We start from the raw sequence: 13,550 nt of genomic DNA, 5'->3' as shown, positions 1-13,550 counted from the left end.
AAGAGACCATGCAAGACGACGGACCGGCCGCCACCTTGAGCGCGCCCGGCACCGGCGGCGCCGCGCGGCCGGACGCGCCCGCCGGGGACACCGCCCCGCCCACCCCGCCGCCGGGCGCCGCCGGACGCCGCGCCCTCTACCTGGGCGCCGGCGTCGTCCTCCTCGCGCTCAACCTGCGCCCCGCCCTGGTCGCCGTGTCCCCGCTGGCCAACACCATCCGCGACGAGAGCGGGATGTCCGCCGCGGCCACCAGCCTGCTGACCGCGCTGCCGCTGCTCTGCTTCGGCCTGCTGGCGCCGGTCGCGCCGCGCCTCGGCCGCCGCTTCGGCATGGAGCGCTCGCTGCTCGGCACCATGGCGCTGATCTGCGCGGGCACCGCGCTGCGGCTGCTGGACTCGGTGGTCGCGCTGTTCGCCGGGACGATCGTCATCGGCGCGGGCATAGCCGTCGCCAACGTCCTGCTGCCGGGCCTGATCAAGCGCGATTTCGCGGCCCGGTCCGGGCTGATGACCGGGCTGTACTCCATGTCGCTGTTCGGCGGCGCGGCGCTGGCGGCCGGGGTCACCGTGCCGGTGCAGCGCGCGGCCGGGCTGAGCTGGCAGGCCACGCTGGCGTGCTGGGGTTCGCTGGCGGTCGTCGCGCTGGTGGTGTGGCTGCCGCAGACCCGCAGCCGTACGCGTACCGCCGCGGCCACCGCCCGCGAGGCCGCCCACCCGGTGCGCGGCCTGTGGCGCTCCCCGCTGGCCTGGCAGGTCACCGCGTACATGGGCCTGCAGTCGCTCAGCTACTACGCGGCGGCGGCCTGGCTGCCGACCATGCTCACCGACGCCGGGATGAGCGCGGGCGACGCGGGCTGGATGCTGTCGTTCTCCTCGTTGCTGGGCATCGCGGGCTCGTTCCTGGCACCGGTGATCGTCGGGCGGCGGCTGCCGGCGGGCGTACTGTCCACGCTCGGCGCGGTGCTCTGCGCGGCCGGGTTCGCCGGGATGCTGGCCGCGCCGGCCGGCGGCGCGTACGTGTGGATGACGCTGCTGGGCCTGGGCCAGGGCGCGGCCATCAGCCTGGCCCTGCTGTTCATCGTGCAGCGCGCCCCGGACATCCGGCACACCGCGCAGCTGTCCAGCATGGCCCAGTGCTTCGGCTACATCCTGGCGGCCACCGGGCCCGCGGTGCTGGGCGCCGTGCACGACGCCTCGGGCGGCTGGACGGTGCCGGTGACCGTGCTGCTGGCCCTGCTGGTCCCGCAGGTGGCGATGGGGCTGGGCGCGGCCCGGCCCCGGCACGTCGCGGGCCGCTGAACTCCGTACACAACGGGCACTGAACTCCGTACACAGCCGGGTTTGTGTACGTACGGGTCGGGGCGCGCGGGTAGCGCCGCGCCTCCCGTTCCCCCGGACGGGCGGGCCATACTGGGTCCCGTGTCGGTGATCAGCAACCTCCGTAAAGCGGTCCGGCTGCCGCAGCAGCGGCGCCGCGGTGTCGACCTCAGCCACCCGGCGCGCTCGCCGCTGGGCACCGCCGTGGTGAACTGCGCGGTCTACGAGAAGGGCGTGCGCCAGCCCGGCGACCACCCGGCCGAGGACGCGGTCCGCCGGGTCCGGGAGTCGAAGGACGGCTTCGTGTGGATCGGCCTGCACGAGCCGTCGGAGCAGGAGTTCGCCGGCATCGCCGAGCTGTTCGGGCTGCACCCGCTCGCCGTCGAGGACGCGGTGCACGCGCACCAGCGGCCGAAGCTGGAGCGCTACGACAGCTCGCTGTTCACGGTGTTCAAGACGGTCTGCTACGTGGAGCACGACCGGCTCACCGAGACCAGCGAGGTGGTGGACACCGGCGAGATCATGGTCTTCACCGGCGCCGACTTCGTGATCACGGTCCGGCACGGCGGCCACGGCTCGCTCGGCCCGCTGCGCGAGCAGCTGGAGTCCGAGCCGGAGCAGCTGGCCGTCGGCCCGTCGGCGGTGCTGCACGCCATCGCCGACCTGGTCGTGGACGACTATCTGGACGTCGCCGCCGCCGTGCAGGACGACATCGACGACGTCGAGAGCGAGGTCTTCGCCGAGAGCCCGCGCCGTACGGGAAGCGGGGAACGCCGCGGTGGGGCCAAGGGCTCCGGCACCGGCGCGGGCCGGATCTACCAGCTCAAGCGCGAACTGCTGGAGCTGAAGCGGGCGGTGGCGCCGCTGGGCGGCCCGCTGCACGCGCTGGCCACCCGGCCGATGGCGCTGGTGGACCCGCACATCACCACGTACTTCCGGGACGTGTCGGACCACCTGGAGCGGGTGACCGAGCAGATCACGGCCTTCGACGAACTGCTCAACTCCATACTCCAGGCGCACCTCGCGCAGGTGACCGTGGCGCAGAACGAGGACATGCGGCGGATCAGCGCCTGGGTGGCGATCCTCGCCGTGCCGACCATGGTGTGCGGGATCTACGGCATGAACTTCGAGCACATGCCGGAGAAACACTGGACGTTCGGCTATCCGCTGGTCATGGCCGTCACGCTCACGCTGTGCTTCCTCATCCACCGGGGGTTCAAGCGCAACGGGTGGCTGTAGGACCCCCGGGGACGCCGCCGCTCAGCCGAGATGGCCGTCCGGGCGGATCAGGAAGGTGTCGCCCGGCTCCGCCGCGTAGGCCGCGAAGGCGTGGCCCTCGGCGTCGGTGACGTACCGCCCGTGGCCGGGCGCGTCGCCGGGGCGCAGCACCGCGTACGCGTGCTCCTCGTCCGGAGCGGGTGTCCCGAAGGCCAGCCGGGTGAAGTGCGGGCCGCGGAAGAGGTCGAAGAGGCGGACGCTCTTGCCGTCCGCGTCGAGCAGCGGGGCGTCCGGGGCGCGGTCGCCGGTGACGAGAAGGCCGGTGGCGTCCGGGGCGCGGTAGGTGATGTCGAGGCCGAAGCCCTCTTCGCCGCGCTTGTGCGCGTCCGGGTGGCCCGCCACGTACTTGTCCAGCAGGTCGGTGCTCACGCCGAGCACCCGCGCCGCGACCGCCCGCCGCTCGGTCTCGTAGGTGTCGAGCGCGGTCTCCGCGGCCAGCTTCCAGCCCAGGTTGTACGCGTCCTGCACGCCCGTGTTCATGCCCTGCCCGCCGGTCGGCGGGTGGACGTGCGCGGCGTCACCGGCCAGGAAGACCCGCCCCACGCGGTACCGCTCGGCGAGCCGTACGTTCGGCCGCCACACCGTCGACCAGCCGTGTCCGGTCAGGCGCACCCCGGACGCGAACCGGTCGAGCGCGGCCTGCATCGTCTCCAGTGAGGCGTCGTCGCCGTCCCCGAGCGGCGTGATCAGCTGGAAGCGCCCGGTGCCCGGCAGCGGGGTCAGCGCGACGCCCTTCATCATCTCGCCCTCGGCGGCGAACCAGTGGCCGGTCGCGGGGTCGAGGCCCGGCGCGCTCACGTCGCCGACCAGCACCCGGAAGGACTCGTCGGTGACGCCTGGGAACGCCACGCCGATCGCCTTGCGGACGCGGCTGGCGCCGCCGTCGGCCCCCACCAGGTAGTCGAACCGGTCCTCCTCCCCGTCGGCGAACCGCGCGGTCACACCGTCCGCGTCCTGCGCCAGGCCGGTCAGTTCGGTGCCCAGCTCGACGCGTACGCCGAACTCCCCCAGCCGGTCCCGCAGGATCCCCTCGGTCTGCGACTGGCCCAGCACCCAGCCGTTCGGGTACGGGACGTCCGGGCGGGGGTCGCGCGGCTCGGCCATCCAGTGCTCGCCCACGAAACGGCCGTCGAGGTGTACGCGGAGCGGTCCCGGCAGCGCCCCGGCCGCCCGTACGGCGTCCAGCACGCCGAGGTCGTCGAAGACCTCCAGCGTGCGCGGCTGGATGCCGTCCCCGCGCGAACCGTCGAAGTACGCGGTCGCCTTGTCGACGACCCGTACCCCGACGCCGCGCCGGGCCAGCTCGATGCCCAGCGTCAGTCCGGTCGGTCCCCCGCCCACGACGAGTACCCGCATGACGAACCCCTCTCACTGAAACTCGATTCACTGAACTTAGATTCATCGTGAGGGCTGCTAGCGTGCGCTGTCAAGGAAGCGGGAGGACACGTGAAGCGCGCGGAGCAGGCGAGCGAGACGAGGGCGGCGCTGATCGAGGCGGCCAAGCGCCTGTTCGCGACCCGCGGCTACCTGAACACGAAGGTCACCGACATCACGGCGGAGGCCGGGCGGGCGGCGGGCTCCTTCTACAACCACTTCGCGGGCAAGGAAGAGCTGCTCAAGGCGCTGCTGGACGAGCTGGCCGCGGCGAGCGACCGCTACGCGGTCACCGATGAGCACAAGTCGGACTTCACCGACCCGGAGGCGATCCGCTACCACGTGGCCGCCTACTGGCGCGTGCACCGGGAGCACGCGCCGACCATGCTCGCGCTGCGCCAGGCGGCGCTGGTCAGCGAGGACTTCGCGCGCACCCTCGAACAGTTCCGCCGCGCGCAGCTCGAAGACCTGGCCGACCACCTGGCGCACGTACAAAACCTGCCGGCGTCCGTCGAAACCACGCTGACGCTGATGAGCGCGATGATGGAAGCCCCCACGCAGCTGCTGCCCGAGCTGCCCGAGGCGGAGGCCGTCGAGGTGGCCACCCGGTTCATCTACCGCGCGCTGAACGGCAGGGACTACCCGCCACGGGCGTAGCGCGCCGCGGCGGGCAGTCCGGTCACTCCTGTCAGTGGACCAGGGCGCGGTCCGCATCGGGGACGTGGTGCTCGTCCGCGGGGGCGGCGGACCGGTCCGCTCCCCCGCCCGTACGGGCTTTCCCCGGCAGCAGGAACAGCAGCAGGAAGATGACCGCCAGCCCGGCCGCCACCCACCACAGCGAGGTGACCGTGGCATCGATGACCGCGGCCCGCGGGTCCCCGCCCGCCGCGTCGTCGAGGACGCCGAAGAAGGCGACCGAGGACAGCCCGAGGCCGAGCGCCATGCCCAGCTGGCTGGTGGTGTTGAAGATGCCGGACGCCGATCCGGAGTGCTCGGCCGGGACCTCGGAGATGGCCGCGTCGGTGATCGGGGCGACGATCAGGCCCATGCCGCCGCCCATCAGCAGCATCGCGGGCACCATCTGCCAGGACGTCAGCTCCGTGCCGTACCGTCCGGCCTCCGCTATGTAGAGCAGCGCACCGGCCAGCATGATCAGCGCCCCGGCCTGCAGCACCTTGCGCCCGAAGCGCGGCACCAGCTTCTGTACGGAGATGCCGGCCGCCGCCGAGCAGGCCAGCGAGAACGGGATTCCGGTCAGCCCGGCGTGCAGCGGGCCCCAGCCCAGGCCGAGCTGCATGCACAGCGTCCAGACCAGGAAGAACAGGCCGGAGAGCGCGCCGAAGGTGAGCTGGACGCCGGTGCCCGCGGCGAACGTGCGGAGCTTGAACAGGGAGAGTTCGACGAGCGGCGAGCCGTCCTTGCGGGCCTTGGCGCGCTCGTACCGTACGAAGACGGTGAAGACGAGCGGACTGGCGGCCATCGACACGAAGCCCCAGACGGGCCAGCCCAGTTCGCGGCCCTGGGTGAGCGGATAGAGCACCATCAGGAGGGCGAGCGCGGCCAGGACCATGCCGACGAGGTCCAGGCGCAGCGCCTTGGGGGCGCGGGACTCGGCGATGAAGCGGCGGCCGAGGAGGATGCCGGCGACGCCGACCGGCAGGTTGATCAGGAAGATCGGCCGCCACTGGAGGCCGAGGAGGTCCCACTGCGTCAGCAGCGCGCCGATCAGCGGGCCGCACACCGCGCCCAGGCCGACGACGGCGCCGAACATCCCGAAGACCTTGCCGCGCTCGTGCGGGGGAAAGGTCACATGGATGATCGCCAGCACCTGCGGCACCATCAGCGCGGCCATCGCCCCCTGGAGGACCCGGGCCGCGATCAGCATCTGCGGGTCGGCGGCGAGCCCGCAGAGCGCGGAGGCGGCGGTGAAGCCGCCCATGCCGAGCAGGAAGAGGCGGCGGCGCCCGTGGATGTCGCCGAGCCGGCCGCCGGTGATCAGGCCGACGGCGAAGGCGAGCGCATAGCCGGCGGTGATCCACTGGATCGCGCCGAACGACGCGCCGGTGTCCCGCTGGATGCTGGGGATGGCGATGTTGACGATGGTCGCGTCCACCAGGTCCATGAAGGCGGCGGTCAGGACGACGGCCAGCGCGATCCAGCGTCTGCGGCCGGTCGGGCCGGGGGCGGGCGTGGGCGGGGTGGGCATGGCGCTGTCTCCTGGGGCCTGGGGGTTTCCGGGGTGTCCGCGGCTGGGCGGCGGACGGCAGATGCGGCAGATGCGGCGGGGCACCCTTCGGGTACCGCGGTTGCTGCACACCAGAACACTAGGGTCCCTCTAGGACAGACCCGGTCCTACTTCGTCGGCCATCATGCAGGGCATGAGTGAAACCTCGGCCCGTCTGCTGAATCTGCTGTCCCTGCTCCAGACCCCCCGCGAATGGCCCGGCAGCGAACTCGCCGGGCGCCTGAGGGTCACCACGCGCACCATCCGCCGTGACATCGAGCGGCTGCGCGAACTCGGCTATCCGGTGCACGCCACGATGGGCGCGGAGGGCGGCTACCGGCTCGCCGCGGGCACCGCGCTGCCCCCGCTGCTGCTGGACGACGAAGAGGCGGTGGCCATCGCCGTCGGCCTGCGCTCGGCGGCCGGGCACACCGTCGACGGCATCGAGGAGGCGTCCGTACGCGCCCTCGCCAAGCTGGAGCAGGTGCTGCCGTCCCGGCTGCGGCGGCGGGTCGGCACGCTCGGCACCGCCACCGTACCGATGCCCTCCGGGGACGGCCCGACCGTCGATCCGGCCCATCTGACCGCGCTGGCCGCGGCGATCGCCAACCAGGAGCGGGTGCGGTTCTCCTACCGGGCGGGCGACGGCGTCCGCTCCAAGCGGCTGGCCGAGCCGCACCGGCTGGTCGCGGCCGGGCGCCGCTGGTACCTGGTGGCGTACGACAACGAGCGCGAGGACTGGCGGATCTTCCGGGTCGACCGGCTGTCCGACCCCTACCCCACGGGGGTACGGACGCCGCCGCGCGCCCTGCCCGCCGAGGACGCCGCGGCGTACGTGAAGGGGCAGCTGCGGAGCCTGGCGGCGGCCGGTGTCACCGCGGTGGCCACGGTGTACGCGCCCGCCGAGGAGGTCGCCGCCCTGATGGGGAACGCGGCGGCCGAGGTGGAGCCGCTCGACGAGGGCTCCTGCCGCCTGCGCACCCGGCCCGACCCCCTGGAGTGGACGGCGTACCGGCTGGCGATGCTGGGCCACGAGTTCACGGTGCACGAACCGGCGGAGCTGGTGGCACATCTGCGGCAGCTGGGCGGGCGGGTGCTGCGGGCGACCGAGGGGGAGGGCGCGGCGACGGCACCCCATACCCGGGAGGGGTAGCGCACATACCCCCTAGGGGTATACAGTCCAGGCAGTGGACGACAGCGGTGCCCCGCTGTCCCCCCGCCCCCGAAGGAGCAGCCATGACCACCACCGTCGACGGACACCGCATCGAGCTGGAGATCGGCGGCATGACCTGCGCCTCCTGCGCCGCCCGCGTCGAGAAGAAGCTCAACCGGATGGACGGCGTCACCGCCACCGTCAACTACGCGACGGAGAAGGCACAGGTCACCTACGAGGAAAGCGCGGGCATCGGCGTCGCGGACCTGATCGCCACCGTCGAGAGGACCGGCTACACCGCCGCCGTACCGGAACCGCCGGCCCCCGCCCCGCCGCCGTCCGAGCCCGGGGCGGCGGCCCCGCCTCCGGAGCCGGGCGCCGACGCCCTCGCCCCGCTGCGGCAGCGGCTGACCGTCTCGGTGGTCCTGGCCGTACCGGTGATCCTGATGGCGATGGTCCCGGCGCTCCAGTTCACCAACTGGCAGTGGCTGTCGCTGACGCTGGCGGCGCCCGTCGTGGCGTACGGCGCCTGGCCGTTCCACAAGGCCGCCTGGACCAACCTGCGGCACGGCGCCGCCACGATGGACACCCTGATCTCCATGGGCACCCTGGCCGCGCTCGGCTGGTCCCTGTGGGCGCTGTTCTTCGGCGACGCCGGGATGCCCGGTATGACCCACCCGTTCGAGCTGACCATCGCGCGCAGCGACGGCAGCGGCAACATCTACCTGGAGGCCGCGGCCGGCGTCACCGCCTTCATCCTGGCCGGGCGCTATTTCGAGGCCCGCTCCAAGCGCCGGGCCGGGGCCGCGCTGAAGGCGCTGCTGGAGCTGGGCGCCAAGGACGTCGCGGTGCTGCGGGACGGGCGCGAGGTCCGCGTACCGGTCGCCGAGCTGGCCGTGGGCGACCGCTTCGTGGTCCGCCCGGGAGAGAAGATCGCCACCGACGGCACGGTCGTGGACGGCTCCTCCGCGGTCGACGCCTCGATGCTCACCGGCGAGTCGGTGCCCGTCGAGGTCGCCCCCGGCGACCAGGTCACCGGCGCCACCGTCAACGCGGGCGGCCGGATCGTCGTCGAGGCCACCCGGGTCGGCGCGGACACCCAGCTGGCCCGGATGGCGCGGCTGGTCGAGGACGCGCAGAACGGCAAGGCCGCCGCCCAGCGGCTGGCCGACCGGATCTCCGCGGTCTTCGTCCCGGTCGTCATCACGCTGGCCCTCGGGACGCTGGGCTACTGGCTCGTCACGGGCGCGGGCGCGGTCGCCGCGTTCACCGCCGCCGTCGCCGTACTGATCATCGCCTGCCCCTGCGCGCTGGGCCTGGCCACCCCGACCGCGCTCATGGTCGGCACCGGCCGCGGCGCCCAGCTGGGCATCCTGATCAAGGGGCCGGAGGTCCTGGAGACCACCCGCCGCGTGGACACCGTCGTCCTGGACAAGACCGGCACCGTCACCACCGGCGCGATGACGCTCACCGGCGTCCACCTCGCCGACGGCGTGTCCGAGGACGGGGCGCTGCGCCTGGCCGGTGCCCTGGAGCACTCCTCCGAGCACCCCATCGCCCGTGCCATCGCCACCGCGGCGGCCGAGCGTACGGGTGAGCTGCCGGTCCCCGAGGACTTCGCGAACGTACCCGGCCGCGGTGTCCAGGGCGTCGTCGAGGGCCACGCCGTCCTCGTCGGCCGTACGTCGCTCCTCTCCGAGTGGGCGATCGAGCTGCCCGCCGCGCTGGCCGACGCGAAGACCGCCGCCGAGGACGCCGGGCACACGGCGGTCGCCGTGGCCTGGGACGGAGAGGCGCGGGCCGTGCTCGTCGTCGCCGACGCGGTCAAGCCCACCAGCGCCGAGGCGATCCGCCGGCTGCGCGCCCTCGGACTCACCCCGGTGCTGCTGACCGGCGACAACGCGGCCGTCGCCCGCTCGGTGGCCGCCGAGGTCGGCATAGAGGCGGAGCATGTGATCGCCGACGTGCTGCCCGAGGACAAGGTCTCGGTGGTCAAGGCCCTCCAGGCGGAGGGGAAGTCGGTGGCCATGGTCGGCGACGGCGTCAACGACGCGGCGGCGCTGGCCCAGGCCGATCTGGGGCTGGCGATGGGCACCGGCACGGACGCCGCCATCGAGGTCGGCGACCTGACGCTGGTACGGGGCGACCTGCGCGCCGCCGCGGACGCCATCCGCCTCGCCCGCCGCACCCTCGGCACCATCAAGGCCAACCTCTTCTGGGCCTTCGGCTACAACGTCGCCGCGCTGCCGCTGGCCGCGGCCGGGATGCTCAACCCGATGATCGCCGGGGCCGCGATGGCCTTCTCCTCGGTCTTCGTGGTGGCCAACAGCCTCCGGCTGCGGCGCTTCAAGCCGCTCGGCTGAGCGGGGACGCCCCGGCCTCCGGCCCGGTTCCGACGGCACATCGCCGGCGGGACCGGGCCGGTGGCGTACCGGGCCGGCGGCGTACGGGGCCGGTGGCGTACGGGGCCGGTGACCTGCGCGGGATGCCGGTGGCGTGCGCGGAATCACGTCACCGTACGGGGCCGCCGGAAGCGCCCGCCCCGAGCGGTACGTGACATTCCCTCCAGAAGACACCCCCGAAGATTGGCGTATCACGCAACGCCGCCCGGGAGCCGTGCCCCCAACACTGAACGGATACCGTCCGCACACGCACAGGGGACTCCATGACGGGCGCACGCGTCCTGGCCCTCGGCCACTACCAGCCCTCCCGGGTACTGACCAACGACGATCTCGCGAAGCTCGTCGACACCGACGACGCGTGGATCAGCAGCCGCGTCGGCATCCGCACCCGGCACGTCGCGGCCCCCGACGAGACCGTGGACGCGATGGCCGCCGCCGCTGCGGCCAAGGCGCTGGCCGCGAGCGGCCTGACGGCCCAGGACATCGACCTCGTCCTGGTGGCCACCTGCACGGCCGTCGACCGCAGCCCGAACACCGCAGCCCGGGTCGCCGCCCGGCTCGGCCTGCCGTCGCCCGCCGCCATGGACATCAACGTCGTCTGCGCCGGTTTCACCCACGCGCTGGCCACCGCCGACCACGCCATACGGGCCGGGTCGGCGGTCAACGCGCTGGTCGTCGGGGCCGAGAAGTTCACCGACGTGGTGGACTGGACGGACCGTTCCACCTGCGTACTCGTCGGGGACGGGGCGGGCGCCGCGGTCGTCACGGCAGCGCCGGAACCGGAGATCGGCCCGGTGCTGTGGGGCTCGGTCCCCGAGATGGGCGACGCCGTCCGTATCGAGGGCAGCCCGCCCCGCTTCGCCCAGCAGGGCCAGGCCGTCTACCGCTGGGCCACCACCCGCCTGCCGGCCATCGCCCGCCAGGTGTGCGAACGCTCCGGCATCGCGCCGGCGGACCTGGCCGGGGTCGTGCTGCACCAGGCCAACCTGCGGCTGATCGAGCCGCTGGCGGAGCGCATCGGCGCGGTCAACGCGGTGATCGCGCGCGATGTCGTCGAGTCCGGCAACACCTCGGCCGCGTCCGTGCCGCTGGCCCTGTCCAAGCTGGTGGAGCGGCGGGAGGTCCCGTCCGGCGCCCCGGTGCTGCTCTTCGGGTTCGGCGGCAACCTGTCGTATGCGGGGCAGGTGATCCGGTGCCCTTGAGGGGGCTCCCGGAACGTGACCGCGCCGCCTTCCGGCCGCGTCCGATTTCTTCAAGACCCGGCCCGGGCGCGCTGCCTACGCTCACCGCATGAGCAACGAAACGCAGCCCACGACCGGCACCATCACCCCGCACCTCGCCGCGATCGGCATGGTCGTCGCCGACATGGCGGCCTCGCTCGCCTTCTACCGCCGCCTGGGCCTGACGGTCCCGGCGGAGGCCGACACCGCCCCGCACGCCGAGGCGACGCTCCCCGGCGGGCTGCGCCTGATGTGGGACACGTACGAGACCGCGCGCTCCATCGACCCCGGGTGGACGCCGCCGGCCGGCGGCGCCGCGACGGGCCTGGCGTTCGAGTGCGCGGACCCGGCAGAGGTCGACAAGGTCTACGCGGAGCTGACCGGCGCCGGGTACGCCGGGGAGAAGGCTCCGTGGGACGCGGACTGGGGGCAGCGGTACGCGGTGGTCCGGGATCCGGACGGGCACGGGGTGGATCTGTTCGCGGCGCGGGCGTAGGCGTGCGGAGCAGGCTTGGACGTACGGGGCGGGCGTAGGCCTACGGGGCGGGGCGCCGTGGTGCACGCGTGGTGCGCGGCGCCTCCGTACCGTCCTGGCTCCCGCCGCTACGGCACTTCCCGCAGGTACAACGCCCCGCACGAGTGGCAGAACGGTTCGGCCGCGGACGTACCCCACACGTCCGCGGACTGCACCGCCGCATCCGGTTGCAGTTCACGTCCGCACATGGACCGGGTGCCGTCCAACCGCACCATGTGCCAGATCCTGACCGGGGCGTCCGGCTCCCGCGGCGAGCCGCCGTCCGCGTACTCCGCGCGCATCTCGTGCTCCATGGCGCCACACCTCCTCGCCCCCACGATGCGCCCGCGAGGGGGCCGGCCGCCACCCGGCGGCCCGCTCAGAACACCGACCAGCCGGTCAGCGTGGTGAAGTGGTCCAGCGCCGCCGCGCCCGCCACCGAGTTGCCCCGGCTGTCCAGCCCGGGACTCCACACGCACAGCGTGCAGCGCCCCGGCACGACCGCCACGATGCCGCCGCCGACGCCGCTCTTGGCGGGCAGCCCGACCCGGTAGGCGAACTCCCCGGCCGCGTCGTACGTGCCGCAGGTCAGCATCACCGCGTTGATCCGCTTGGCCTCGCGCGCCTCCAGCAGGCGGCTGCCGTCCGCGCGCAGCCCGTGCCGGGCCAGGAACCCGCCGGCCGCCGCCAGGTCGCGGCAGCTCATCTCGATCGAGCACTGCCAGAAGTAGTGCTCGATGACGCTGGGGACCGGGTTCTCCAGGTTGCCGAAGCTCGCCATGAAGTGCGCGAGCGCCGCGTTGCGGTCGCCGTGGTCGGCCTCGGAGTCGGCCACGGCCTGGTCGAAGGCGAGGTCCGGGTTGCCGCTCTCCTCGCGCAGGAAGTGCAGCATCGTGGTGCTGGCGTCGCCGGTCAGCGTCTGGAGGCGGTCGGTGACGACCAGCGCGCCCGCGTTGATGAAGGGGTTGCGCGGGACGCCGTTCTCCCACTCCAGTTGCACGAGCGAATTGAACGGGGTGCCCGACGGCTCACGGCCGACCCTCTTCCAGATGTCGTCGTTGTCGTTGGCCATGACCAGCGCCAGTGAGAACGCCTTGGATATGGACTGTACGGAGAACGGGACCTCCCAGTCCCCCACCCCGTGGACCTCGCCGTTGATGTCGGCGACCGCCATGCCGAAGCGGCCCATCGGCACCTTTTCCAGCGCCGGTATGTAGTCGGCAACCTGCCCATGTCCGACATACGGCCTCGCAAAGGCCGCTACCTCCTCAAGAACGGCCTGGTAGTCCATGACGGACACGCTAACCCGAGGCCACCAGCGCCCCCAGCGGGACCCCTGTCAGCGCCTTCACCTCGCGCGCCAGGTGCGCCTGGTCCGCGTACCCGGCGCGGGCCGCCACGTCCGCGTACGGCATGCCGCCACGGGCCAGCTCCAGCGCGCGCACCAGGCGCAGCACCCGGCCCAGCGTCTTGGGCCCGTACCCGAACGCCGTCAGGCACCGGCGGTGCAGCTGCCGCTCGCCGACACCGACAGTCCGGGCGACCTCCGCCACCGAGCGACCGCCGGCGAGCGCGGCGGCGATCATGCCGCGCGCCGGATCTGGCGGGTCGTCCGCCGCCCGCAGCCGGTCCACGGCGATCTCCTCCAGCACTCTTCCGGGTGATCGGTTCCCGGCCAGCGTCCCGGCCAGCCGCGCCACCCGGTCCCGGGGCCACAGCTCCTCCAGCGGCACCCGCCGGTCACGCAGTACGTGCGCCGGCACACCGATGACGGCGGGCCCCTGACCAGGGGCGAAGCGCAGTCCGACGACGAGCGAGCCGGGCCGGACGGCCGGGATGTGGGCGGTGGTGTCCGGGCCGGCCACGGTCAGCCTGCCGTCCATCCACAGCAGGTCCGTGCAGCCGTCGGGCAGCACCCGCTGCGGCGCCTCCCGTACGCCGTCGGGCGTCCGCTTCGCCCAGACGACCGCGCCGGACAGCCGCGAGACCCGCTCGCGGTACTCACCGCGCGCCCCGTCCGCACCCCGGCGCACACCATCGTCCCCGTCCGTGCCCACCTCCCCAGCCTG

At 73.5% G+C, this 13,550-nt stretch carries 12 protein-coding genes; 7 read left to right on the top strand and 5 right to left on the bottom strand.

What is annotated here, in order from left to right; all coding sequences use genetic code 11:
- Positions 1 to 8 precede the first annotated feature (8 nt).
- Positions 9 to 1,298 (top strand): CynX/NimT family MFS transporter, encoded by a 1,290-nt coding sequence (locus tag IH45_RS0124345; RefSeq protein ID WP_030672254.1) that lies wholly within the window; start codon positions 9 to 11, stop codon positions 1,296 to 1,298.
- Positions 1,299 to 1,424: 126 nt separating this feature from the next.
- Entirely contained in the window at positions 1,425 to 2,555 is a 1,131-nt protein-coding gene (locus tag IH45_RS0124340) for a magnesium and cobalt transport protein CorA (protein ID WP_078897759.1), read from the top strand.
- Positions 2,556 to 2,576: 21 nt separating this feature from the next.
- Here the strand turns inward: IH45_RS0124340 and IH45_RS0124335 are convergent, their stop codons facing one another.
- A complete protein-coding gene (locus tag IH45_RS0124335; RefSeq protein WP_030672248.1) occupies positions 2,577 to 3,950 on the bottom strand; it encodes an FAD-dependent monooxygenase in 1,374 nt (457 codons plus the stop codon).
- A 90-nt stretch (positions 3,951 to 4,040) separates the two neighbouring features.
- Between IH45_RS0124335 and IH45_RS0124330 the strand changes: the two genes are divergently transcribed.
- The gene (locus IH45_RS0124330; RefSeq protein ID WP_030672245.1) at positions 4,041 to 4,625 is read left to right on the top strand and encodes a TetR/AcrR family transcriptional regulator; all 585 of its coding nucleotides are present in this window, start codon (positions 4,041 to 4,043) and stop codon (positions 4,623 to 4,625) included.
- A gap of 31 nt (positions 4,626 to 4,656) precedes the next feature.
- Here IH45_RS0124330 and IH45_RS0124325 read toward each other — a convergent pair whose 3' ends face one another.
- On the bottom strand, positions 4,657 to 6,174 hold the full coding sequence (locus IH45_RS0124325) for an MFS transporter (RefSeq protein WP_032918222.1): 1,518 nt from the start codon (positions 6,172 to 6,174) through the stop codon (positions 4,657 to 4,659).
- A gap of 172 nt (positions 6,175 to 6,346) precedes the next feature.
- Between IH45_RS0124325 and IH45_RS0124320 the strand changes: the two genes are divergently transcribed.
- The 4 genes from IH45_RS0124320 to IH45_RS0124305 all read left to right on the top strand — a co-directional run bounded on the left by IH45_RS0124320 (position 6,347) and on the right by IH45_RS0124305 (position 11,463).
- A complete protein-coding gene (locus tag IH45_RS0124320; RefSeq protein WP_030672240.1) occupies positions 6,347 to 7,345 on the top strand; it encodes a helix-turn-helix transcriptional regulator in 999 nt (332 codons plus the stop codon).
- Positions 7,346 to 7,428: 83 nt separating this feature from the next.
- Positions 7,429 to 9,708 carry a heavy metal translocating P-type ATPase gene (locus IH45_RS0124315; protein ID WP_030672237.1) on the top strand — a complete coding sequence of 760 codons (2,280 nt, stop codon included), beginning with the start codon at positions 7,429 to 7,431 and terminating at the stop codon, positions 9,706 to 9,708.
- Between the two features lie 302 nt (positions 9,709 to 10,010).
- Positions 10,011 to 10,949: a beta-ketoacyl-ACP synthase III gene (locus IH45_RS0124310; RefSeq protein WP_030672234.1), complete on the top strand. Its 939-nt coding sequence runs from the start codon at positions 10,011 to 10,013 to the stop codon at positions 10,947 to 10,949.
- 88 nt (positions 10,950 to 11,037) lie between these two features.
- Positions 11,038 to 11,463, top strand: a complete 426-nt coding sequence (locus IH45_RS0124305) for a VOC family protein (protein ID WP_030672231.1) — start codon at positions 11,038 to 11,040, stop codon at positions 11,461 to 11,463.
- Between the two features lie 107 nt (positions 11,464 to 11,570).
- Here the strand turns inward: IH45_RS0124305 and IH45_RS0124300 are convergent, their stop codons facing one another.
- The 3 genes from IH45_RS0124300 to IH45_RS0124290 all read right to left on the bottom strand — a co-directional run bounded on the left by IH45_RS0124300 (position 11,571) and on the right by IH45_RS0124290 (position 13,538).
- Positions 11,571 to 11,795: a hypothetical protein gene (locus tag IH45_RS0124300; RefSeq protein ID WP_030672228.1), complete on the bottom strand. Its 225-nt coding sequence runs from the start codon at positions 11,793 to 11,795 to the stop codon at positions 11,571 to 11,573.
- 65 nt (positions 11,796 to 11,860) lie between these two features.
- Entirely contained in the window at positions 11,861 to 12,772 is a 912-nt protein-coding gene (locus tag IH45_RS0124295; protein WP_030672225.1) for a glutaminase, read from the bottom strand.
- Positions 12,773 to 12,782: 10 nt separating this feature from the next.
- Complete coding sequence (locus IH45_RS0124290; RefSeq protein WP_234440649.1) at positions 12,783 to 13,538, bottom strand: helix-turn-helix domain-containing protein; 756 nt, start codon at positions 13,536 to 13,538, stop codon at positions 12,783 to 12,785.
- Positions 13,539 to 13,550: the final 12 nt, after the last annotated feature.

Source organism: Streptomyces rimosus subsp. rimosus, assembly GCF_000720725.1.
GTDB lineage: Bacteria > Actinomycetota > Actinomycetes > Streptomycetales > Streptomycetaceae > Streptomyces > Streptomyces rimosus_A.
This window is presented reverse-complemented; position numbering and strand designations above follow the sequence as displayed.

Excerpts from the sequence above, each read along its gene's own strand:
- IH45_RS0124345 (WP_030672254.1), top strand. The coding sequence starts at position 9 with ATGCAAGACGACGGACCGGCCGCCACCTTGAGCGCGCCCGGCACCGGC.
- IH45_RS0124335 (WP_030672248.1), bottom strand. The coding sequence starts at position 3,950 with ATGCGGGTACTCGTCGTGGGCGGGGGACCGACCGGACTGACGCTGGGC.
- IH45_RS0124325 (WP_032918222.1), bottom strand. The coding sequence starts at position 6,174 with ATGCCCACCCCGCCCACGCCCGCCCCCGGCCCGACCGGCCGCAGACGC.
- IH45_RS0124320 (WP_030672240.1), top strand. The coding sequence starts at position 6,347 with ATGAGTGAAACCTCGGCCCGTCTGCTGAATCTGCTGTCCCTGCTCCAG.
- IH45_RS0124315 (WP_030672237.1), top strand. The coding sequence starts at position 7,429 with ATGACCACCACCGTCGACGGACACCGCATCGAGCTGGAGATCGGCGGC.
- IH45_RS0124310 (WP_030672234.1), top strand. The coding sequence starts at position 10,011 with ATGACGGGCGCACGCGTCCTGGCCCTCGGCCACTACCAGCCCTCCCGG.
- IH45_RS0124305 (WP_030672231.1), top strand. The coding sequence starts at position 11,038 with ATGAGCAACGAAACGCAGCCCACGACCGGCACCATCACCCCGCACCTC.
- IH45_RS0124300 (WP_030672228.1), bottom strand. The coding sequence starts at position 11,795 with ATGGAGCACGAGATGCGCGCGGAGTACGCGGACGGCGGCTCGCCGCGG.
- IH45_RS0124295 (WP_030672225.1), bottom strand. The coding sequence starts at position 12,772 with ATGGACTACCAGGCCGTTCTTGAGGAGGTAGCGGCCTTTGCGAGGCCG.